Here is a 22,386-nt window from a genome sequence, read left to right on the forward strand (position 1 = left end):
CTTGAAGCTGCCCACTTCTGTCACAACCTCTATATTTAAGTATTACCCCACAGACCCTTCCAATGACTCTTTTGGGAATCAGAGGAAAGAATCAGGCTTTATAGAGATATTTCATCTAACAAATTACTTTAGACTGACAGTATATATCAGCAGGTACTGTCATCGGGAACGTAGCCAATATCGTATCCAAAACAGCAGGTAGAGAAGCTATTTGAGGATTCAAGTTATTCTATTTCAACCATGAAGTTAAGTTCATTAAAAATAAAGATAGTTGGTATTTCAATAATTTTTGTATAGAGTTAATCACTTTATTGATGCTAATTCATCTTGATTGGTATTATAATCGTATTCAAGTTGCGTGGCGTGCTTTTGCTAGAAAATATATAACTGTTCTTTATAAAGAAATATAAGGATTAAACATTTTTTATCATAGAGTTTTACTTATCTATAGAATTATGTCTGTTCCTAATTCAGTTTGATGAATTAACTGATAAAAAAATATCTACTATTTAAAGATACAGGGATAAGTAAGTAAAAAAATAACATGTCATTAGATAGTAGACAGTTCCAACTCTTTATTTACCTTTTTTGTATGCTGCACTGTCAATCCAAGTTCCTAAATTGTTGTATCCATCATCACTTATATAATCATATTGGCCATCAATAATTTCGTCAAACCACAAATATTCTCCATCTGGTTTTTGCCCAATTATTTTAATTACTGATTGACTAGTAGTTGTCATCTGGTTAAAATCTTTTATTTTACCTATATTAACGGCCAAAATAGCATTTCCTCGCTTATAACTCTCCTGGATTTCATATTTAACATATTCTCGATCAAGAGTTTCTTTACCTATCAGCACCACAGTCACTGATGTTCCAATTAATTGATTATCTATCCAGTTTTTTATAGCAATATCTCCATTACGTTTAACTTTCTCAAATTCAGCCTTATCTACAAAACCAGCTTCCTTTGTTCCTCGCAAAGTCCAGCTGTTTCTAACTACCATTGCTCTTGTTACATCTGCATAATGGAAACTAAAAAAAACCCTTCTCACCATATTAATCCTCCTGAATACTATTTATTAAACTGACAATTTGTTCAACTTTTTTATCTACTTCTCCTTCAGTATCTAATTTTTCTAGCGCTTGAAATTTACTTTTTAAGGAATCATCAAAATAATCACTGAAATTCTCTTGAATCTTATCAAACAAAACCTTACTTGCACCTTTGGTAAATCCAATCGGAACTACTATATTTTCATTTTGAACAGATAATTCAAATTCTTCAATCATTCCATCTGCTGTAACTATTTCACCTGATTCAAGTTTGTTTCCAAAAACAAAAATACTAATCCCAGACTCTGCAATAATGTTTTCTCGATATCTTCTCCATTCATGAGGCATATCAAGGGGAAGTGGTCTTAAAGAAAGTACGTCTTGTATGTTATTTTTTCTTAAATTTCTTCTCTGCTTTAGAACTCCTGAAACAATACTATTACCAATTCCAAGTCCGTAACCTGATACTATTCTATAACCGGATTCAGAAAGCCTATATGCTAATTTCTCGACAAATTTTAATCCTTTCGATTCAGATGTAAATGGAGTATAATCAACAGCACTTCCCGAAATAAAAATAGTTTTTCTCAAATACTTTTTTCTAATACTTTTCAAAATATCAGTAATCTCAGAATAATCATCTACTTCAACAACGTTTATCGAAAATCTGGACAAATCATTGATTTGTAGTCTTCTTTTTGTCAGTTCATAATTATATCTCTCTTGATCAAAAAAATCCTCAGAATCGACAAAATTTTCCTTTAATATTTTTCTCATTATACAATAATGAGGTCTTTGGTTTTCTCTCAAAACCCATCTTATATCTGATAAAATTCTTTCTAAATTAGGGTCTGTAAAACTAAATCCTAAAAAGAGAAAAGTTTTTGTTAACAAATCTCCTTTTAAAGTTTCTTTAAATAACGCGTACGAATCATCATCATATTTTTCATAATCATCTCTTGTTATTACTGTCGAACTGACATCATCTATATCACCATGCATTTTATAAACAATTGTATCCACATTTGGATTAGTTGTTGCTAACTGAGTATAATTTTTCTTAACCTGAGGGTTTTTATAAGCTTCTCGGATTGATTTTTCTATTAGATGATCATAATTAGTTGTCCAATAAGTTTCAATAGGTAAACTTGCTAGTATTCGATGATTTTCAGATATTTCTAATTCTTCACCAAAATTATCCATAAGTATCTGATTCAAAATTCCTCTTGATCCACCATTTTCATTTTTATAATATTGAGCCAGAGTAACTAAGTCTGTTTCTTTTTTAGAATCCAACCCGATTTCTGTTGCAGGATCATTAAGTAGTTCCGGCCAACTTACATATCCTTGTGACATCGATAATCCTGCACCTGCAAATATTGCTGCATTTCCTTTTTCAATAGCTTCAGAGAACCTCTTTATTAAAACTTTCTTATCCATTCTACCCGGTTCCTTTCGATTCAGTAAATTGATTAGAGATTAGTGAAAATGGTGTTTTTATATAAAATATCTAATGTATTACTTCCTTTAGTGCATTCCACGGCATCTAAAGCCCATTTTTTCAAATCAGCTTTTCGTAAATAAGTTAATTCACTTAAATTTAAAGAATATTTTATTTGCAGATTTTCTTGCGAAGAATAGTGCTTTATAATGCTTCTAACATCCTCGGTGCTCATTTGAGGATTACTTTCCAATCGTGGATTCTTTTTTTCCACTATTGAAGCTGTCGTCAGTTCGCTATATAGCCATGGCGAATACGTAAATTTCTGTTCATTAGTGATTTCATTGCTCAAACTAATTGAATTAGGTGTATTAAGAAAAAACAGACATTCTGTACTATCAATCATATTATTTAAAGCTGTAGAAAGCATCATATGAACATGACTAGTTGTTACATTTCTTTTATCATAATCATATGTTTTTGTTTGTTCCTTATAGCAATATTTTTGGTCTATTTTTTTTAATAAATCAGAACTGTATCCCCAAACCGAAGAATCAATAAATGCAGTAAGACCAAAATTTTCAAATAGCCATGATGCAAAACGTATAGCTAATTTTTCATCAGCATGAGAGTGAGATATAAAAATATCTGCTTTTATAGTTGGAAACCAATCTTTAATAATTTCGTCTGCATCTAGAATTTTGCTGTCCTTAGAATAATAATCAACTAAATCATTTTCACTTTCAAATAGATTTTCTATTCTCTTGTTAATAGATTTTTGGTTGTGATCTATTTGATTTACTACATGTGTATATGATTGCGAGCTTGAGGAGAATGCATTTAAGTCAGCATTTGTAAAATCCAATTCATATGCCTTATACAAGGATATCCCTCCATTCTTGTATTTTGATCCACAATTTATTAGGCAACATAACAGTATACCCTATCGTTACATATCCCATTCATTATTATACCAGTATTTCTTCGTGACACATAAGGGTGTAACATAATAATTTCAAACGAAATGACTACAAGTAGTCATTGAAGCAAATCTTCATAAGACACCTGTAGAATATCTTTGATGGCTTTCAATTGATCCAACTTAATGTGTTGGCGGCCACCTTCAATCTTAACCAACGTTTCCCTAGTTATAGCAATTTTACGAAGCTGTAGGTCTCTAATCAGCTCGGTTTGACCAATTCCTTTTTCTAATCGGACTCGTCTAATATTGCTACCGATTACATTTTCTTTATCAATAATTTTTTCCTCTTTCAAGAATAGCACACCTTTTGGACTAAAATTAGTCCTTTTTCTTATTAATCTTAAAGATTCGGTATGCTACAATGGGACTAGTATTAGTCCATATTCAATTTTAAGGAGGAATTTTTTTGAAGAAATTTGCAATCATTCTAACTTGCGCTTTACTCATCGGAACTATAAGCGGGTGTACCACTTCTGACACAAGTTCTACAAGTACGGAAACTAGTACAACAACCTCAGAAAAGAATTACCCAATACATTTTTTTCCGGTTCCAGATGGATTTGAAGCTTATTATCATGATAAAAAACTAGATGTTCCTTTATCAGAAACTGAATCTACTGAAAAGATTTTGCCAATTGAAATTGAAAGAAATCAAGACGATATAAAACTAAAAGCTGATCTTCCCTTACTGAACAGCACACAAATTGATAGACATGAAAATATTAAAGTTAATATTGAAAAAGGAGCGTTAGCACAACTTTATACTGAAAAAGTTGAACAATTTTTTGAGGCTGGTGCCAATAAAGACTTTTCAAAAATAAGCGATTATTCGGATAACTTTTTTAATGAGACCCAAGATGAAATCACGAACTCAACTTTTATGGCTGAAGATATGTACAATATGAAGTTGAAAAAAATAAAGTCGTATGATTATCCATTAAATCTAACATTAAATAAAGGGATACTCTCTTTTGTATTAGCAGGTTACGTTGACTATGAATATACAGCAGATTATTTGGAGACGCCCCTTCAACACGATAATAACGATATTAATTTTAGATTTATCTACAATTCAAAAAGTAAAACATGGTTAGTTGATCAATTGAGCACTATAAATACGGGATTTCATGAATTACCTAAGCCTGACAATGAAACTGCTTTGGTCATTAAAACATTCTAAAAAAGAAACGTTGAAGGAATAATTATTCTTTCAACGTTTCTTTTATTGTTTTTCAGTTTACGGTCTTACCTGAGCGAATAATCTGATTTCTAAATGATTGGAAAACTTCTTGTGGTTGATAATAATCTGTATCTATTTCAAATGTTTCTGAGAATAATTCATTGAATTTTTCTACTGAAATGATGATTTTACCATTCTCCTCTCGACTGTTTTCTATTATTTCTGCCTCTAATTCAAATAAATCTAGTGACGAACTAAAATCATAAATCCTGTCATATTGAACAAAAAAATCAAGAAAAAGTTGCTCAAACTCTTCCTTATTTATCACTAGTGTTTCAAGCGGAACAACTTTATTTTCATCAGCCATTCTTCCAATTTCCTCACTTTCATTTTCAATTGTCCATTGTTGCGGACGTATCAGATTTTCTCTATCATTTTTCAGTGTATAGATCACTTGTAATACACAACAATGCTTTGTAAACTTATTTTTTTAGTTAGTCGAATCTTTTTAAATGTGCGTTTCATACCATGCGCTTGATATATTTTCTCCTATTTTTTAAATCGTTTATCACAACTTTTATCGTTTTTTCTTCTGAAAAAAATCTTGTTTACATCGTTACATAGTTTCCAAAAAGATACATTACTAGTAGAAACAACAAGATTAATTTTACTTCCCACTGAAATGGGAAGTATATTTTAAATATTTTTTCTCCTTCAACTTACACTATAAAGTATCTTAATCACACGATATGCTAGCCACTAAATTCATCATATTTGATTCCTTTTTTAAGATAATGTAGCATCTTTTTATCCAATAACGCAATTGTTTTTAAGGATAAATTTCTTAAGATGGTACATTTCAAAATGGCATTTGACATATGAAACAAAAAAGAAAGAAAAGAGCATAAGGGAAAACTGATAGCACCTTCCTACAGGAAGGTTGCTAAGTTGGCTGTGCCAACTGGTTTTCTTTCAAAATCACTTCATATTTTTTTGATATCACAAAAAAATCCATTTTGGACCTATTTTCGGTCATAATATAGTACCTACTTTTGGTCATAGTTTCGTCCGTAGTTTTGGTCATAGTGACTAAGGCTTTTACGCACAAAAAAAGAGTGGCAAAATAAAGCTTGCCACTCTCTTTTCTATTCACAAAATTGGTTTGAATTTGCTTTCTTTAACACTTCATTTATATCATAGCAATTATAATGTTTACACTACATCATTCCTAATTTTAACGGTTGTTCCTCTTTATATTTTTTAAGTTCTACATTTTTTGCGTTTAATTGCTTTTCTCTTTTCATTATATTCCGCTCCAACTTTCTCTTTAATAGTGACAATAGAATTACATATTTTTGTTAAACTTCCTTAAAAAAATTGGATCTCGATTACTCAAATTTGCTTGCAGGCTTTTCTAATTGCTTTGTTTTTTCTTCCTAATTATTTGATTTTATTTCCATTTTCTTCTAGTGAAAATTTATTATTTTTAATAATCGTACGCGTAGAACTGATTTCATTTTTTGTATCTGTTTGATTATCTAACGTTTGAAATTCAAAGTTTTGATTGGCTTTATCAATATCTTTTTATACTACTTTATTTTATTTGCAAGATATATTTTCTTGCTTAATTTGGTCATAGTTTCATTCGTCACTTCGGTGATATTTTTTTAATTTGCAAATAAAAAGAGTTGAACCGATATACATTAGGTTCAACTCTTTTGCAGGTTTCATGGGTGTACTATCACTTTTAATCTGATAGATGTAAACCTCTCTTTATCTTTTTGTTACTTCAATTTTCAACAATAGCTCCTTTATAGGTTGTCAATATTGCTCTACGTATTCTGGCTTTTTAACCCATTATTTCTCTAAAGTGGAAGAGAATAATCGCTTAATCCCCACTAATTCCTTGTCGTAAATTCCTGTCAAATACAATTTTTAAAAACCATTTAATTCATGGATTATCTCTTCACTTTTTTCTAGATAACAATATTTCAAGTTGTTTTTTATCTCATGTTTCATCTTTAATTCTTCTTGAATCATCAGTTCAATATAATTAGTGACCGTGATTTTTTCATTTGTTGCGTTCTTTACTGATTCACATAATTCGTCAAGTTCTAAGAAATCATGCGTACTAATCTTTAGAATTAATTGCATGACAATTCCCCCTTTTATTTTTTTAATAGTTTATCGAAAAGCGGATTAGGATCATTAAGTGTATCTCTGAATAACTCGTTGTCTTCATAAGTGAATCTTCGTCTTGGTTTTGATCCCTTATCATTTTCACGGATTTCACTATCAATAATCACTGTTTCATGATTTGAATCAAATTTTTTCGCTGACTTTCTGTCTTCAACGATATTGATTTTTTGTGTTTTTTCTTTCATTTCTCCACTATCTTTTTGAACGTTCTCCCGAACATCTACTGTTTTGAATCCTTGACTACTTGTAGAACTTTGTACATTTTCTCGGACATCTACTGTTTTTGGTTGACTTGCACTGCTACCTTGCACATTCTCTCGAACATCCACTGATTTAAACCCTTGACTACTTGTAGAATTTTGTACATTTTCTCGAACATCTACTGTTTTTGGTTGACTTGCACTGCTACTTTGCAGATTTTCTCGAACATCAATTGTCTTAGTACCTTGACCATTTGAAGAACTTTGTAAATTCTCTCTTACATCAACATTCCGTCCGACATGACCATTCAATGAACCTTGAATATTTTCTCGGACATCTACTGATCGGCCACCTTGACTACTTGTAGAATTTTGTAGATTTTCTTTGACCAATTTTTCTAATCCGGTATTTGAGTTTTTAGCTTCTTGGATTCTTTCTTTGGTCAACGCTTCTTTTTCGTCCGTATTAGCTCCTGTACGCCCTTCTACACGTTTCCTTAACATTTCCTCACGATTCATTGCTTCAGGCGTGTATTTAGCTTCTTGTCGCTTCTGATTAATTAATTCTTCAGCAGACTTAGCTTGACCGTGCATAGCATTTTTACGTTCTTCAATATCTTGTTGAACTTTTTGCTGAATTGCACTTACAGGATTATTATTCGATTCAGCATTATTTTTCATTGCTTCACGCATACGTTCAGAACTAGACATAATTCTATCGGCATTTTCAACCTTAGCACCATCTTTTCTATCCGAAAGACGTGTTGGCATGGAATCAGCATATTTTCCAGTTTCATCTTCTTTATTTTTAGCTAACATAGGTTTGCTATTTTTATTAATAGCGGACACTGTACCATCATCTAAACCTTCTTTGAACTTATTCTTGGTATCATTAGCCATATCACGCATACTCTTAAATGGTTTTATTGCTCTTTCACTAGCCATTGTAGCTCCATCTGAAGCTAAACCTGATAATCCACGTTCATGGGCATATCCCAAAGCTCTTCCAGTTTTGCCAGCTTTTTTTGATAGAGTTTCGCCGAAATTCTTTTCTGGTTTTCGATCTTCTCCTTCTCCGCTGTCTGATCCATTTCCATTTCCGCTTCCTTTAGCACGATTAAATCCAGTTGATCCTTTTCTAAACAGCATTGCGCCCATACCAAAAGCAGAAGCAAGTTGCCCATAGCCTTCTTTGAGTCCAATATCAACACCAAAGTATCTCATGACTGTTCCACTGCCTTTTATCAGCACAAACACAGCACAGATATAAGCAATTGTTTTTATAAAAATATTTGTGGAGATACCTTGTCCAGCATTTAAAAAATTGATAAACATAGCAAACATAGATAGTCCAAACCCTTGAAATCCAACTGTTAAGTAACATTGTAAAATATCGGATAAAACAACTTTTGAACGTTGTCCTGTTTCAATATCTGTCGCAAAAACAAGAACACCTAACACACGTTTAAATGCAAGTTCTAATATTGCTGTAATGATCACAAACGCGCTGAACACATAGGCGATTGCTAACGCTGTCAATCCAATCGAAATCCCCCAAAGATTTGCTTGATAGCGATAATAGCCTGATTTCAAACTATCAGAAAATGTTGATAAGAAGTTATCAGAGAACTTTGTAGCAACAAATTCATTATTAGAATTTTCAACTAATTCATAGCGAAGATTATCCGCAGCTGGATTTTCTTTTTCCAATTTATCAATCACTTTATCCGTTAACACTTGTGTGAGATCCGTCTGTTGAAAATTTTTTCGTGTTAACTTATTTCGATCCTCCGTTTTATCAATGCTTGAGTACTGATCTGTTTTATTAATATATGCCAAATCTGTTACTCCTTGTTTTATCAATGACCAAGCGACTCCGTCATCTGAATTTGTAATCGTAGTAGCATCATTGTAAAATATTTTGGAAAATTGAATACCGCTAGAAATCATCGTTGGCATTAAAAGAATTAATGCTACAGACATCACTATATTCGTTCCAACAGATTTTAAATCTATTGTTCCTTTTCCAGTAATCATCTTGTAGCCAACAAACATCAATGAAAGGATCATTAATCCAACGACAATTGTATTCATGACTGATTGATAAACGTTATTTAGCCCTGTACTTTCAATGAAATTGAACAAATCCAGCACATCTGGAATCATATTTTGAATCGAATCAGTCACAGTAAACATGCCTTTTACCACAGCCCATCCAAGCCAAATCCCGAACTGACTAAGGAAATCTCCATTGTATTTTTTCAGGTAAGGTCTATAAAGAGAATTATTCAAAAACTCTGTTTGACTTTTTGTGTCATCAAACCAATTGAAAATGCTAGCTTCAACAACATTCCTTGTAAAAACAACGCTAATCATTAAAACAAGCACACTGAGTGCTAACCAGTTTATCTTTCTACTAACGATTTTTTCTTTAATTGCTTTCATAGTTTTCTCCTTCAGCCCATTTTCTTAGGCTCTCAGAGAGCTTATGAGCCGTTTTTCTGTCAATTATGATGTGAGTGACGTAACAATCGTTTTTAGCCTTTAAATCGAGGACTATAGTATTGAAACAGATACTCTCGATTAACTCAAGAGTATCTGCGTTATGATCAAGACAATAAATTTGATATATTAACCGTTTTTCAATCATATTATTAATCCTTTCTAACCTATTTTTTTCAGTGCCTCTAGCATATCCTGTCTACTAGCTTTTTCTTGCTTAGCTATGTCCTCCCAATGGTTTCTAGCTGTGGTGTTGATGAACTTCATTTCATCAATTTTTTCACCGAGATTCAGTTTTTCGTTTATAGAATTAAAAAGTCTTGTTAGCATTTTGTTTGTTATATCAAAATAATCTTGACCTCGAATTTCTATTTTATATTCTCTTTCAATTGAATCTTTCATACTAGCAATCAACTTAAGATACTTTTCTCTTTGAACTTCTGTATATCTATCACCTAGTGTAGTGATTATTTCAATTCCTTTCTGATTTATAATATTTTCAAAAAAGGAATTCTGATCTTGATTAATCTCTTCTATACTATCCTTATCTTGATTAGTTTGATCTTGACTATTCTGACCTTGACTTAACTGTGTATCCGATTTGACATCGCTTGGTATACCAGCTGGATACCATTTTTCCATTAAATCGCCTCTTAGCGGTTCTACTTGGCCAGATTTCAAAATCACATCAAGTTTTACTGGCTTTAATTTTGAGAAAAATTCTGGTTTTAAGTTCAATAACTTGAAGCGGTAAATAGATGGTTTATACCTATCTATTCGTATATTTTGGTTTTGTAACCAATGGGGGAGAAATGTTAACAAATCTTCATTTAAAAAAAATACAAAACCTTTTGTGAAAAGTATCTTTACATCATCATCGGGTGTTCCGAGCATTTTCATGTATGGATACGCTTCGACAATTCCGTCATCGTCTGCGTTTGTGTTCAGATATACGTATAATAATTTTGCTGAATCTGACATCTTCATAAAACTTGCATTATTTAAGAATGATTTAGCCAGCATTCTTTTTTCTGCCATAAAAATCACACTTCTTCCTATTTGAATGTTAAAATATAGTCAAATAAAGTTTTCTTAGAACTTTATTCATTATCGAGTGTTTCCCTTCGTCTGCAAACTATCGGGAGCACTCTTTTTTTATACAAACTGCTATTCCTTTCCAAACTAGATTTGTTATTCATCTTCTTTCAAAACTTCCACCTCTCTTCATTCGAGCAAACATAAACTCATTAACTGCCTTTTTCGAATAAAACTTTCTTGCACCCAATTCCACAACGGGTAAACCTTCGTTTCTCACAGCATTTTTTAAAAAGTTTTCGCTCACATTTAAGTATTCTGCCATTTCTTTTTGATTGAGGTATTCCCTTGTCATACCCGCATTTTCTTGAGCCTTTTCAATTGCCTTTGTAGCAATTTGATAAAACTGCTTTAGAAACATTTCCTCCTGTTCTTCTGAAATCATTAATTTTATTGCTTCCACAAAAACCTCTCCTTTTTAATTAATTATTCTATAACTCCTCTACCTTTATAAGTACAAATAAATACAAATTGCGTAAAAAAATGTATTTATTTGTATTTATAAGAATAAAGTATCATACTCCAGATAAAAAGTAAATACTTTTAAATACTTTTATTTTATAAATATGATATACTATCTTTAAAAATAAAAAGGAGAAAAAAGATGAAGCCAAATCCTTCAGAAGCAGGAAAACGAATCAAACAATTACGCCTTTCATGTGGTTTTACTATGGAAGAACTTGGAAGGAAAATAGATAATTCACCACGTGCGACCATATCCAACTGGGAACGTGGGACCAATTTACCAAATCCACAAAAGCTGAAATTATTATCAACTATCACTAATTCAACAATTGACTGGATTAAATGGGGAACTTTAGAAGAATATATAACTTCATACCTTATCGATATAGGGTATGAGCTATATATTAAGGACTTCCCAGAAATACCTCACAAAGTCTTTAAAGACATTCAAGAAAGATATAGTGATACGTTTTCGCTAGATAAAGACTATGAGTTATTGAATCCTATAATAAAAAATATATTTACAAAATATTACTCAAAAGATTTTGAAATTTATCTAAATGAGATACTTGCTAATAATATCAATCCTCTGATTGAAGAGTACGCTAACCAAAGACACTCTATCTCTAAAGAGCTATTTTTCAAAAGAGCCAACAGTAAACTTCAAGACAAGATAAGAAATGGTGATTTCAAATACGGTGAAAAAGAAAGAATGATTGATTCTTTAAAACAGCTATTAGACGAAATGGACTTAGCCTATAAAGATATTTCAAAGTATTCATCTGTCGAGGATTTCTTTTATAAAATTACTAAAAACCAATTTGAAACAGAAAAATTTATTTCAGATCTTAGTAAAAAATACAATTTCCCATATGAGAAAAATAGTATAATCGCAAAATTTTTAACTGATAATCACGATAAATTTAAAAATAATTGATTCTTCAAATAACTTCTCTACCTGCAATAATGAAGTAAGGAGAGAATCAAATGGCAACATTTTTTAGTTATAAATTACAAAATGGCGAAAAATATTGGGGATTTGAAACTTATTTAGGGAAAGATCCCAAGACTGGAAAAGATATACGTACAAAGCGTAGAAGATTCAAATCAAAAGCTGAGGCGCAAACAGCACTTAATAGACTACTTGTAGACTTTAAAGAAAAACAAGAGTTTAAAATCAATGTTACAACTTTTCAAGAGTTGTATGAATTATGGATTGATAACTACAGAACAAGAGTAAAACCGTCTTCTGTTGCCGTTGCTCAACGTTTTTGCAAAAACCATATATTACCTGCTTTTGGGGAATTACGATTGGATAAAATAAGTGTTAGCTATTGCCAAAAACAGGTGAATGAATGGCACAAAACATTAAAACAATATGGTTTCTTGAGAAAAACAACTGCTCAAATATTTAAATTTGGAGTAGCAATGGAAGTCTGTAAGGATAATCCTATGTCTAAAACATTGCTTCCAAGAAAAATTGAAGAAGAACAACCCTTGAAGTTTTACACGAAAGATCAATTACAACTGTTTTTACAGAATACTAAAGAAAATAATTCAGTTAAACTGTACACTTTTTTCCGTTTATTAGCTTATACAGGAATGCGTAAAAGCGAAGCATTGGCGCTTCAATGGGAAGATATAGACTATTTCAATAAAACAATAACAATTGGTAAAACTATCGCTCAAGACGAGTTTAATCAAGTAGTTCTACAAGTACCTAAAACTAAAAATTCATCAAGAACGATTCAGCTTGATGATTTTACACTTAAACAACTGCGTATTTGGCAACAAGAACAAATGAAAATAATGATCTTATATGGCTATAACACGAATTCACCAAAACAGTTTCTTTTCACTACAAACACAAACAAGTTGTACTACCCCCAAGTAGTAAACGATTGGTTAGACTGGATTTACAAAAAGACACCGATGGAGCCTCAAATTACTCCACATGGATTTAGGCATACCCACTGTAGCTTATTGTTTGAAAGTGGTGCGTCGATAAAAGAAGTACAGGAACGATTAGGTCATAAAGATATTAAAACTACCATGAATATCTATGCTCATGTCACACCACAATCTGTTAAGAAAACTGGTGACCGATTTGCAAAATTTATGGGCGAATAATTCCAAACGTAGCCAAAAACGTAGCCAACCATTAAAATACAAATAAAAAAACGCTCGAAACGCTTTAATATCAACGTTTCGAGCAATGAAATAGTTATTAACCCACAGACCCTTCCATCTCATAACTGATCAATCGGTTGAGTTCGACTGCATATTCCATTGGAAGTTCTTTGGTGAATGGTTCAACAAAGCCCATGACGATCATTTCAGTGGCTTCAGATTCGGTCAGGCCTCGGCTCATCAGGTAGTAGAGTTGTTCTTCTGAGATTTTTGAGACTTTGGCTTCGTGTTCTAAAGAGACTTGGCTGTTGTGGATCTCATTGAATGGGATCGTATCGGATTTCGACCATTCGTCCATGATGATCGTGTCACATTCGATATGAGAGATCGAACCCGCACTGTTTTTGGCAAAGGTTACTTGTCCTCGATAGTTTACTTCGCCGCCGTCTTTTGAAATTGATTTAGAGACGATAGAACTAGAAGTGTTTGGTGCGTTGTGGATCATTTTTGCACCCGTATCTTGGATTTGGTTTGCTCCTGCAAAGGCGATAGAGAGCATGGTGCCTCGTGCACCTTTTCCATCTAAGTAAACACTTGGGTATTTCATCGTTGTTTTTGCACCTAGGTTTCCGTCGATCCATTCAACAGTTGCGCCTTCGTATGCTTTTGCTCGTTTGGTTACTAAGTTGTACACATTGTCTGACCAGTTTTGGATCGTGGTGTAACGGCAATACGCATCTTTTCTTGTAAAGATTTCTACGATGGCAGCATGCAGACTATTACTTGAATAAGTAGGTGCCGTACAGCCTTCGACATAGTGGATGCTTGCTCCTTCGTCAACGATGATCAGCGTACGTTCGAATTGCCCCGTGTTTTCCGCATTGATCCGGAAGTACGTTTGTAATGGGACATCGACTTTGACGCCTTTTGGCACGTAAATAAAGGTCCCGCCTGACCATACGGCTGAATTCAGCGCCGCTAATTTGTTGTCGGTTGGCGGTACAAGTTTTGAAAAGTACTCTTTGAATAATTCAGGGTATTCTTTCAAAGCAGAGTCAGTGTCAGTAAAGACGATCCCTAATTTTTCGAATTCATCTTTCATATTATGGTACACGACTTCTGATTCATATTGTGCGGAAGCACCGGCTAGATAAGCTCGTTCTGCTTCTGGGATACCGATCTTTTCAAATGTATCTTTGATTTTTTCTGGTACGTCTTCCCAGTCACGAGCGGGTTTGTCACTTGGTTTTTGGTAATATTTGATGGCATCGAAATCGATGTCTGAAAGGTCGGGTCCCCATGTTTGCATTGGCATTTTATTGAATGTTTCTAGAGATTTCAGACGGAATTCAAGCATCCATTCTGGTTCGCCTTTGATTCTTGACATCTCACGGATCACTTCTTCTGTCAAGCCTTCTCCTGTACTGAAAACCGGTTCGACATCATCGTGAAACCCGAATTTATATTCTTCTAATTCTGGTACGCCCATGTTCTCACTCCTCTTCCTTGTGGTAATGATGGAAAGCTGCGGTACCATCGTTTTCCATTGCTTTTCCTAGTGCTTTCCAGGAAAGTGTCGCACATTTGATCCGAGCGGGAAATTTAGCTACACCACCAAGCATAGCAGCATCGCCTAATTGGTCGGGATCTTGGACTTCTTTTCCTTGGACAAGCTGTAGAAAGTCTACAGTTAAATGTTCTGCTTCTTCTATTGATTTTCCAATGACGGCATCTGTCATCATCGAGGCACTTGCCGTACTGATGGAGCAGCCGCTGCCGTCAAAGGCGATATTTTTGATGATTCCGTCTTTTACATCGACTTGCAATTCGATCACATCTCCACATGTGGGGTTGTTCAATTCGATCTTGCTTGTCGAGTCGGTCAAGCTTCCACGATGATGCGGATGGGAAGAATGATCCAAGATCACTTGACGGTATAAATTGTCTAATTTAGATAGTCCCATGTTGGAAAAACTCCTTTGTTGCCATGATTGCTTCAACTAAACGGTCGGCATCGTGCGTCGTGTTGTAGAAATAAAAGCTGGCGCGAGCAGTCGCTGATACTTCAAGGTACTTCAATAGCGGTTGCGCACAATGATGACCTGCTCTAACGGCTACCCCTTCCATGTCTAAAGCTGTCGCGACATCATGTGGATGTAACCCATCCAAATTGAACGAAACGACTCCTGTCCGAAAATTCGGGTCTTGCGGACCATAAACAGTCAATCCATCGATTGCTTGTAATTTTGGCAACGCATAAGCGGCTAGTTCTTCTTCATATCGATGGATATTGTCCATGCCGAGTTCTTGCAAATAATCGATTGCATGGCCGAATGCGATAGCACCAGCGATATTTGGTGTCCCTGCTTCGAATTTCCAAGGTAGTTCTTTCCATGTACTGTCGTATAATTCGACAAAATCAATCATTTCGCCACCAAATTCAACGGGTTCCATTTCTTCTAACCATTTTCGTTTACCATATAAAACACCGATACCTGTTGGTCCGCACATTTTGTGTCCGCTGAAAGCAAAGAAATCACAGTCTAGTGCTTGAACATCAATGGTCATGTGTGGGGCAGACTGTGCACCATCTACTACGATGACCCCGCCGTTTTCATGGACAAGTTCAGCTAATTCTTGAACAGGATTGATGACACCTAAGACATTGGATACATGAGCAATGGAGACGATTTTGGTTTTGTTCGTGATCTTTTTCGTTGCATCCTCCATATCCAGGAAGCCTTCTTCTGTTAGATCGATATATTTCAGGACAGCACCTGTTCGTTTTGCCAACTGCTGCCATGGGATAATATTAGAATGATGTTCCATGTAAGAGATCACTATCTCGTCTCCTGCTTTGATATAGCGGTCGCCGAAGCTTCTGGCTACCCAATTCAAGCTTGTCGTCGTACCACGAGTAAATAGAACTTCTGCTGTTTCTTCTGCATGGATGAACGCTCGTACTTTTTCTCTTGCTTGTTCATACTCATGGGTCGCGCGTTCTGCTAACGTATGGACACCGCGATGAACATTGGCGTTATCGTGTTCGTAATAGTGCGCTAATGACTGGAGCACTTGTTTTGGCTTTTGGGTCGTCGCTGCATTATCCAGATAAACGAAAGGTTCATCATTGACGTCTTGAAATAAAATAGGAAAATCATTGCGTAGCTTTTTAGCATCGATCATCCATTCAACTTCCCTTCGATTACTTCGACTAATTCTTTCCGAACTTGTTCTACAGGGATTGCTGTTAAGACAGAACCGAGGAATCCTCGAATCACTAAGCGCTCTGCTTCTTCTTTATGCAATCCTCGACTCATCAGATAGTACATTTCTTCTGGATCAACTCGTCCTACACTGGCAGCATGCCCAGCAGTTACTTCGTTTTCATCGATCAAAAGAATAGGATTCGCGTCACCGCGTGCTTTGTCAGAAAGCATCAAGACACGGCTTTCTTGTTGGGCATCTGCACCTTTTGCCCCTTTCAGGATGTGGCCGATACCGTTAAAGGTCAATGTTCCTTTTTCTCGGATCACTCCGTGTTGCAAAATATGCCCGATCGTATGAGGGGCTTTATTGGTTACTCGTGTATCGATTCCTTGGATTTGTCTGCCCGAGCTGATTGCCACGATTTTGACTTCTGCGTGTGCACCTTCTCCTGCTAAATCTGAATCAAAGTCAGCGATCACATGACCGTCATTCATGACACCAATTGCCCAGTCGACAGAAGCATCTCGTAAAATGTGCCCACGGCGATTCATATAAGAAGTAATATTCTCTCCTAATTGATCTACAGCTGAATATTTGATTTTTGAACCAGCTTTAGCGATGACTTCCACGATGATATTACCTGATGATTTTGCTATTTGTTCTTTGGTTGTCTGGAAACGTTCCAGATAAGAAAATTCACTATGTTCATCTGCCACGATCAACACATGCTTGAAGAAGTGCTCATCAGATGCGCCATCTTGAATGAATAAGGACTCGAGTGGTTCATCGATCACGACATTTTTAGGCACATACAGGAAAATACCGCTGTTCATAAAAGCTGCATGGAGTGCAGTCAATTGGTCTTCGTCCATGTTTACTGCTTTTTTCATATAATATTCTTGGACTAGTTCTGGGTATTCGATCATTGCAGTGAATAAGTCGGTAAAAATGACTCCCTTTTCTGCTAATTCCACAGGCAGTTGTTCAAAAATCGTCCATGAACCTTGTTGGACAAGCACAGGATTATCTTTCATTGCATCAAATGCCGGAATCGTGCCTGTTTCACTGATAGTTTGTGTTTCTTTCACATCGAATAACGACCAGCGATGGAATTTCACCCGATCGATATGCGGCAATGGCAGTTCATCTGCTTTCGCTAGTGCGTCTTGACGGAAGGTTCTCATCCAATCAGGTTCGCCTTTACTTAAAGAAAAATCATTTACCGCGTTAAGATAATCGAGCCAGTTTTTTTCTTTCATTCTTGCTCCCCCTTACGCTTCTTCTTCTTTATAGTCGATTCCTAGTTCTTTACTGATTCCAGCGTAACCTTCTGCTTCCAGGCGTTTAGCTAAGTCAGCATTTCCTGTCATGACTACTCGACCTTCCATCATGATGTGAACGACATCAGGTGTGATATAGTTCAATAATCGTTGATAGTGGGTGATGATCAATGCACCGAAATTGTCTCCGCGCATTTCATTTACTCCTTTAGCAACGACTTTCAAAGCATCGATATCCAGACCCGAGTCGATTTCATCTAAAATCGCAAATGTTGGTTCTAACATCAACAATTGTAGGATTTCATTCCGTTTCTTTTCCCCGCCAGAAAAACCTTCGTTCAGATAACGTTCAGCCATTTCTTCTGGCATATTCAATAAAGCCATTTTTTCATCTAACTTTTTCAAAAATGCCATAACAGAGATCTTGTCGTTTTCATCACGTTTCGCATTGATTGCTGCACGCATGAATTCCGCATTCGTGATACCTGGTATCTCACTTGGATATTGCATAGCTAAAAACAAGCCAAGTCGTGCACGTTCATCTACTTCCAAGTCTAAAACATTTTTTCCGTCAAACAAGATTTCGCCTTCTGTTACTTCATAGTTTGGATTGCCCATGATAGCGGCAGATAAGGTTGATTTTCCTGTGCCGTTAGGTCCCATGATGGCGTGGATTTCTCCGGTTTTCATTGTTAGGTTTACGCCTTTAAGGATTTCTTTTTCCTCGATCGACACATGTAGATTTTTTATTTCTAAGACAGACATGCATTATACCCCCAAATTCTCTTTCGTTCTCACTCATTTTAGACTAATTGAGAATGAAGCGCAATGATCTTCCTTACTAAAATCAAATATCTTTTATTGATTATTAAACAATTTTGATTTCTAAATTAGAATAGGTATAAAAAAGATGAGGAATAAGCCGTTACAGACTTATTTCTCATCTTTTTTGTTTCATTCCTTATTTTGCATCAGCCTTTACTGGTTTAACAGAGCCGCCCCATTTGTCTGTGATCCATTCTTGGACTTCTTTACGGTGAAGCACTTCAATCAGTTTTTTGATTTTGTCACTGTCTTCATCACCTTTGCGAGTCGCAATGATATTCACGTAAGGAGAGTTGTCTTTTTCAAGTAATACGGCATCTTCTAATGGATTCAATCCTGCGCCATAAGCGAAGTTTGCATTGATTGCGACTAGGTCACCTTCATCATTTTGGTACGTAGAAGCTAAAAGTGATGGATCGATCGTATGGTTGAACTTCAAGTTCTTAGGGTTTTCTGCAATATCATCGAATGTTGCTGTTTCCAGATCTACTCCATCTTTGACTTTGACTAGCCCAGCATCTTGTAAAATCGTGATGATGCGTCCCCAGTCTGATTCAGAATTCGAAGTGATGATCGTTGCACCATCTTTTAGTTCAGAAACATCTTTGACTTTTTTAGAGTACAAGCCCATTGGTTCGATGTGGACAGCACCGGCATTGACAAAGTCATACCCTTTTTCTTTGATTTCTTTGTTCAAATAAGGAATATGCTGGAAGTAATTGGCATCGATATCGCCTTCTTCCAAAGATTGGTTCGGTAAAACGTAGTCATCGAATTTGACGATTTCAAGATCGATTCCTTCATCTTTCAATAATGGTTTCACATGTTCCAAAATCTCTGCGTGCGGTGTCGGTGAAGCGCCGACTTTCAATGTCGTGTCGTCTGCTTTATTTGCTGAATCTTTGCTGTCGCTGTTGTTACCGCATGCTGCTAATCCTACAGTCAGCAAAAGCGCTGCTGCAAATCCCAAAATCTTCTTTTTCATATCCTATATCCCCCTATGTCCTATTATCTTTTGTCTGTTTTCTTAGTTAAGAAATCACCGATTCCTTGAACGATAAATACGATTAATAAAATAATTAAAGTCGCAACAAATGTCACTGTCAGATTACCACGCTGGTAGCCTTCCTGCCAAGCAAGACCTCCAAGTCCACCTGCGCCGATCGCACCGGCCATTGCAGTAAATCCGATCATCGAGATTGTTGTAACTGTTAATCCAGAAATCAACGCGGGAATACTTTCAGGTATCAAGACCTTCCAGATGATTTCCCAGTAACTTGCCCCCATTGCATCTGCTGCTTCCAGTACGCCAGGGCTGACTTCACGAAAAGCAATCTCTACTAGACGGGCATAAAATGGTGCTGCGGATAAAACAAGAGCTGGAATGGCTGCTTGCGCACCTAGCATAGTGCCTACGATTGCTTTAGTAAATGGAATGATCAAAACCATCAGGATCATAAATGGTGTTGACCGGAAAATATTACTGATGATCGATACGATCCCGTAAATGATTCGAGCATACGGTTTGTTTTTGCGCCCAATAGAGTAAAGGATCAATCCCAAGACTAATCCGATGATCGTCACTAAGACCATTGAGATCAATGTCATATATAGTGTATCAAGGATAGCCTGATTCATCGTTTCCGGATTGATTTGTTTAAAATCTAGATATGTTTCTGAAAAGCTTTTATCCACGATGGATCACCTCAATTCCTACTCCTTGTTCTTTGATGAACACTTCTGCTTGATCTAATTCTTTGGTTTCACCTGTCATCAAGACAGTCAATGAACCAAAGGAACCTTCTTTTACTTGTTTGATTTTCCCGTATACGACGTTGACATCAATGTTATAGCGTCGAATCGCTTGGGAAATAACTGGTTCGTTGGCATTTCTTTCGCTAAAGGTCAAAGTTGCCAAACGGCCGCTTGGATTTTCTTTGATGAGTTCAGCTAATAGTTCTGTCGAATCAGCTTCTGGTTCGATGTCTTGTTGTACAAAACGTTTGGTTACTTCTTTTTTCGGTTGTCTGAAGACAGTCAACACGTCTCCTTCTTCTACGACTTTCCCCAACTCCATCACAGCGACTTTGTTGCAGATTTTGCGGATCACATTCATTTCATGTGTGATCAAGACGATGGTCAAATTCAATTTCTTATTGATTGCTAACAATAAGTCTAATACTTCTTCTGTTGTTTGCGGGTCCAATGCACTCGTAGCCTCATCACAAAGCAGGATCTCAGGATCATTTGCCAATGCTCGTGCGATACCGACACGTTGTTTCTGTCCGCCGGAAAGTTGTGAAGGATACGCTTGTCCGCGTCCTTCTAACCCGACTAAACGCAACAATTCTTCTGCTCGTTCTTTGCGTTTGCTCTTTGGTACACCAGCTAATTCCAACGGCAGCTGGATATTTTCAAGTACAGTTCTTGACCATAACAGGTTGAAATGCTGGAAGATCATACCGATTTTCTTTCGGAATGTACGTAATTCTTTGTTTTTTAATTTTGTGATATCTTGATCGTTTACGATCACTTCGCCGCTCGTGGGAAGCTCGAGTCCATTCAGGAGACGGACTAATGTACTTTTTCCTGCGCCAGAATAACCGACGATTCCATAAATATCCCCTTTTTCAACGTTTAGTGAAACGTCATTGACGGCTTGGATGTTTCCGTTTTTCCCATTGAATGTCTTTTTGACATTCGTTAGTTGGATTAATGACATGCCATTCACATCTTTCTCTTATGATTTTTCAAACAAAAAAGCCTTCGCCCTCTTGCCTTAAGCAAAAGGACGAAAGCTTGAACTTCCGTGTTACCACCTTGATTTACTGTTACTTCGCAATAACAGCCTCTTCCAGTACTTGGACTTAGCTTCTTTCCGTATACTGTCGCGCTGTAACGGGCACTCCCGTAGTAAGTTTGCTTACGCTCGCTTACTCTGCTCTAAGACCATCTTCCATCTCATTTTCGTTACCCATTTTCAGCAAACAGGGCTCTCTTCAAACGTCCGTGACATGTACTCTTCTTTTCAAAGCTTTCTCATTTCATATAGGATTGCTTATGATTATAGCAACTGGAAGAATCAGTGTCAACTTTTTTCAAGTGATTTTCTGATTTTATAATTCGTCAAATTCTTTTGGATCAACATCTTTGAAACTTAAGATCCACGCATTCATTTCATCTGAATCATTCAAGATATTGATATCTTCACCGATTTTATCATTCACAGAAGAAACTGTACCCGTTAGCGGGCTAGCAAATTCATTGACCGCTTTTTCCGCTTCGACTTCGATCAGAGGTTCATCTTTTTTTAGCGATTGTCCTGCTTTTGGCAGATTGGCAAACGTGATGTCTCCCAGTTCTTCTTGCGCTTCATTTGTCAAACCAACACAGTATTCTTTTCCATTAAATAAGATCCAAAGGTTGTCCTTTTTCTTCAAATGTTTGCCTGCCATTTTATATCAGTTCTCCTTCATAAATTTTTTCATTGAATCCAATTGCAACAAGCTGGTCCTCTTGCACGATCAGCGGACGCTTGATCAGCATGCCATCTGTCGATAAGACTTGGCTTGCTTTTGAAGCCGTAAACTCGCCTACTTGATCTTTCAGTCCAAGTTCCCGATATTTCATCCCGCTTGTGTTGAACAGGCGACGGATCGGTACTTGACTCGTTTCTAGCCAAGTCTCAATCGTTGAGGCCTTCGGCACTTCTTTGATCATATCAACAGTTTGATAACTAACGCCATGCTGGTCTAACCACGCTTTGGCTTTTTTGCATGTTGAACATTTCGGGTACCAGTAAAAGGTGTACAATTTTC

General features: G+C 35.8%; 23 protein-coding genes and 1 other annotated feature. Of the genes, 3 read left to right on the top strand and 20 right to left on the bottom strand.

Going from position 1 to position 22,386, the window contains the following annotated elements:
* Window positions 1-575: 575 nt before the first annotated feature.
* The 4 genes from HMPREF2988_RS08735 to HMPREF2988_RS08750 form a co-directional block, all read right to left on the bottom strand.
* Window positions 576-1,061: a TIR domain-containing protein gene (locus HMPREF2988_RS08735; RefSeq protein WP_002287700.1), complete on the bottom strand. Its 486-nt coding sequence runs from the start codon at window positions 1,059-1,061 to the stop codon at window positions 576-578.
* A gap of 1 nt (window position 1,062) precedes the next feature.
* On the bottom strand, window positions 1,063-2,499 hold the full coding sequence (locus tag HMPREF2988_RS08740; RefSeq protein ID WP_002287699.1) for an SIR2 family protein: 1,437 nt from the start codon (window positions 2,497-2,499) through the stop codon (window positions 1,063-1,065).
* Window positions 2,500-2,531: 32 nt separating this feature from the next.
* The gene (locus HMPREF2988_RS08745) at window positions 2,532-3,383 is read right to left on the bottom strand and encodes a TIR domain-containing protein (protein ID WP_002287698.1); all 852 of its coding nucleotides are present in this window, start codon (window positions 3,381-3,383) and stop codon (window positions 2,532-2,534) included.
* A gap of 155 nt (window positions 3,384-3,538) precedes the next feature.
* A complete protein-coding gene (locus HMPREF2988_RS08750; RefSeq protein WP_002287739.1) occupies window positions 3,539-3,784 on the bottom strand; it encodes a helix-turn-helix domain-containing protein in 246 nt (81 codons plus the stop codon).
* 104 nt (window positions 3,785-3,888) lie between these two features.
* Between HMPREF2988_RS08750 and HMPREF2988_RS08755 the strand changes: the two genes are divergently transcribed.
* A complete protein-coding gene (locus HMPREF2988_RS08755; RefSeq protein WP_002287697.1) occupies window positions 3,889-4,662 on the top strand; it encodes a hypothetical protein in 774 nt (257 codons plus the stop codon).
* 52 nt (window positions 4,663-4,714) lie between these two features.
* Here HMPREF2988_RS08755 and HMPREF2988_RS08760 read toward each other — a convergent pair whose 3' ends face one another.
* From HMPREF2988_RS08760 to HMPREF2988_RS08790, 6 genes are all read right to left on the bottom strand, one after another.
* Window positions 4,715-5,029: a hypothetical protein gene (locus HMPREF2988_RS08760; protein WP_002329547.1), complete on the bottom strand. Its 315-nt coding sequence runs from the start codon at window positions 5,027-5,029 to the stop codon at window positions 4,715-4,717.
* Window positions 5,030-6,597: 1,568 nt separating this feature from the next.
* Window positions 6,598-6,816: a hypothetical protein gene (locus tag HMPREF2988_RS08770; RefSeq protein ID WP_002302287.1), complete on the bottom strand. Its 219-nt coding sequence runs from the start codon at window positions 6,814-6,816 to the stop codon at window positions 6,598-6,600.
* Window positions 6,817-6,830: 14 nt separating this feature from the next.
* Window positions 6,831-9,506: a pLS20_p028 family conjugation system transmembrane protein gene (locus HMPREF2988_RS08775; RefSeq protein WP_015508912.1), complete on the bottom strand. Its 2,676-nt coding sequence runs from the start codon at window positions 9,504-9,506 to the stop codon at window positions 6,831-6,833.
* Window positions 9,493-9,711, bottom strand: coding sequence for a hypothetical protein (locus tag HMPREF2988_RS13905; RefSeq protein WP_002317976.1), 219 nt, complete (start codon window positions 9,709-9,711; stop codon window positions 9,493-9,495). The genes HMPREF2988_RS08775 and HMPREF2988_RS13905 overlap by 14 nt, the downstream gene beginning before the upstream one ends.
* A gap of 14 nt (window positions 9,712-9,725) precedes the next feature.
* Window positions 9,726-10,601, bottom strand: coding sequence for a hypothetical protein (locus HMPREF2988_RS08785; RefSeq protein WP_002317977.1), 876 nt, complete (start codon window positions 10,599-10,601; stop codon window positions 9,726-9,728).
* Window positions 10,602-10,758: 157 nt separating this feature from the next.
* Window positions 10,759-11,061 (bottom strand): helix-turn-helix domain-containing protein, encoded by a 303-nt coding sequence (locus HMPREF2988_RS08790; protein WP_002299877.1) that lies wholly within the window; start codon window positions 11,059-11,061, stop codon window positions 10,759-10,761.
* A 201-nt stretch (window positions 11,062-11,262) separates the two neighbouring features.
* Here HMPREF2988_RS08790 and HMPREF2988_RS08795 point away from each other — a divergent pair, with 201 nt between their 5' ends.
* A complete protein-coding gene (locus HMPREF2988_RS08795) occupies window positions 11,263-12,060 on the top strand; it encodes a helix-turn-helix domain-containing protein (RefSeq protein ID WP_002287690.1) in 798 nt (265 codons plus the stop codon).
* A 50-nt stretch (window positions 12,061-12,110) separates the two neighbouring features.
* Window positions 12,111-13,253 carry a tyrosine-type recombinase/integrase gene (locus HMPREF2988_RS08800; RefSeq protein ID WP_002287688.1) on the top strand — a complete coding sequence of 381 codons (1,143 nt, stop codon included), beginning with the start codon at window positions 12,111-12,113 and terminating at the stop codon, window positions 13,251-13,253.
* 97 nt (window positions 13,254-13,350) lie between these two features.
* Here the strand turns inward: HMPREF2988_RS08800 and sufB are convergent, their stop codons facing one another.
* The 10 genes from sufB to HMPREF2988_RS08850 all read right to left on the bottom strand — a co-directional run bounded on the left by sufB (window position 13,351) and on the right by HMPREF2988_RS08850 (window position 22,381).
* Complete coding sequence (gene sufB, locus HMPREF2988_RS08805) at window positions 13,351-14,742, bottom strand: Fe-S cluster assembly protein SufB (protein WP_002287686.1); 1,392 nt, start codon at window positions 14,740-14,742, stop codon at window positions 13,351-13,353.
* A gap of 4 nt (window positions 14,743-14,746) precedes the next feature.
* Complete coding sequence (gene sufU, locus HMPREF2988_RS08810; protein ID WP_070770451.1) at window positions 14,747-15,217, bottom strand: Fe-S cluster assembly sulfur transfer protein SufU; 471 nt, start codon at window positions 15,215-15,217, stop codon at window positions 14,747-14,749.
* Complete coding sequence (locus tag HMPREF2988_RS08815; protein WP_070770452.1) at window positions 15,204-16,439, bottom strand: cysteine desulfurase; 1,236 nt, start codon at window positions 16,437-16,439, stop codon at window positions 15,204-15,206. Before HMPREF2988_RS08815 ends, sufU begins: the two co-directional genes overlap by 14 nt.
* Window positions 16,436-17,722, bottom strand: a complete 1,287-nt coding sequence (sufD, locus tag HMPREF2988_RS08820) for a Fe-S cluster assembly protein SufD (protein ID WP_070770453.1) — start codon at window positions 17,720-17,722, stop codon at window positions 16,436-16,438. Before sufD ends, HMPREF2988_RS08815 begins: the two co-directional genes overlap by 4 nt.
* Before the next feature lie 12 nt (window positions 17,723-17,734).
* The gene (gene sufC / locus HMPREF2988_RS08825; RefSeq protein ID WP_002287679.1) at window positions 17,735-18,508 is read right to left on the bottom strand and encodes a Fe-S cluster assembly ATPase SufC; all 774 of its coding nucleotides are present in this window, start codon (window positions 18,506-18,508) and stop codon (window positions 17,735-17,737) included.
* A 196-nt stretch (window positions 18,509-18,704) separates the two neighbouring features.
* The gene (locus HMPREF2988_RS08830; RefSeq protein WP_002344546.1) at window positions 18,705-19,553 is read right to left on the bottom strand and encodes a MetQ/NlpA family ABC transporter substrate-binding protein; all 849 of its coding nucleotides are present in this window, start codon (window positions 19,551-19,553) and stop codon (window positions 18,705-18,707) included.
* Window positions 19,554-19,576: 23 nt separating this feature from the next.
* Window positions 19,577-20,263, bottom strand: coding sequence for a methionine ABC transporter permease (locus HMPREF2988_RS08835; protein WP_002287674.1), 687 nt, complete (start codon window positions 20,261-20,263; stop codon window positions 19,577-19,579).
* On the bottom strand, window positions 20,256-21,290 hold the full coding sequence (locus HMPREF2988_RS08840; RefSeq protein WP_002304234.1) for a methionine ABC transporter ATP-binding protein: 1,035 nt from the start codon (window positions 21,288-21,290) through the stop codon (window positions 20,256-20,258). The genes HMPREF2988_RS08835 and HMPREF2988_RS08840 overlap by 8 nt, the downstream gene beginning before the upstream one ends.
* A gap of 62 nt (window positions 21,291-21,352) precedes the next feature.
* Window positions 21,353-21,609 (bottom strand) — a binding site (T-box leader).
* A gap of 75 nt (window positions 21,610-21,684) precedes the next feature.
* Complete coding sequence (locus HMPREF2988_RS08845; RefSeq protein ID WP_002291179.1) at window positions 21,685-22,023, bottom strand: glycine cleavage system H family protein; 339 nt, start codon at window positions 22,021-22,023, stop codon at window positions 21,685-21,687.
* A gap of 1 nt (window position 22,024) precedes the next feature.
* Window positions 22,025-22,381 (bottom strand): arsenate reductase family protein, encoded by a 357-nt coding sequence (locus HMPREF2988_RS08850; protein ID WP_002308244.1) that lies wholly within the window; start codon window positions 22,379-22,381, stop codon window positions 22,025-22,027.
* Window positions 22,382-22,386: the final 5 nt, after the last annotated feature.

This window comes from Enterococcus sp. HMSC061C05 (genome assembly GCF_001814765.1).
In the GTDB taxonomy this organism is placed as follows: Bacteria; Bacillota; Bacilli; order Lactobacillales; family Enterococcaceae; genus Enterococcus_B; species Enterococcus_B lactis.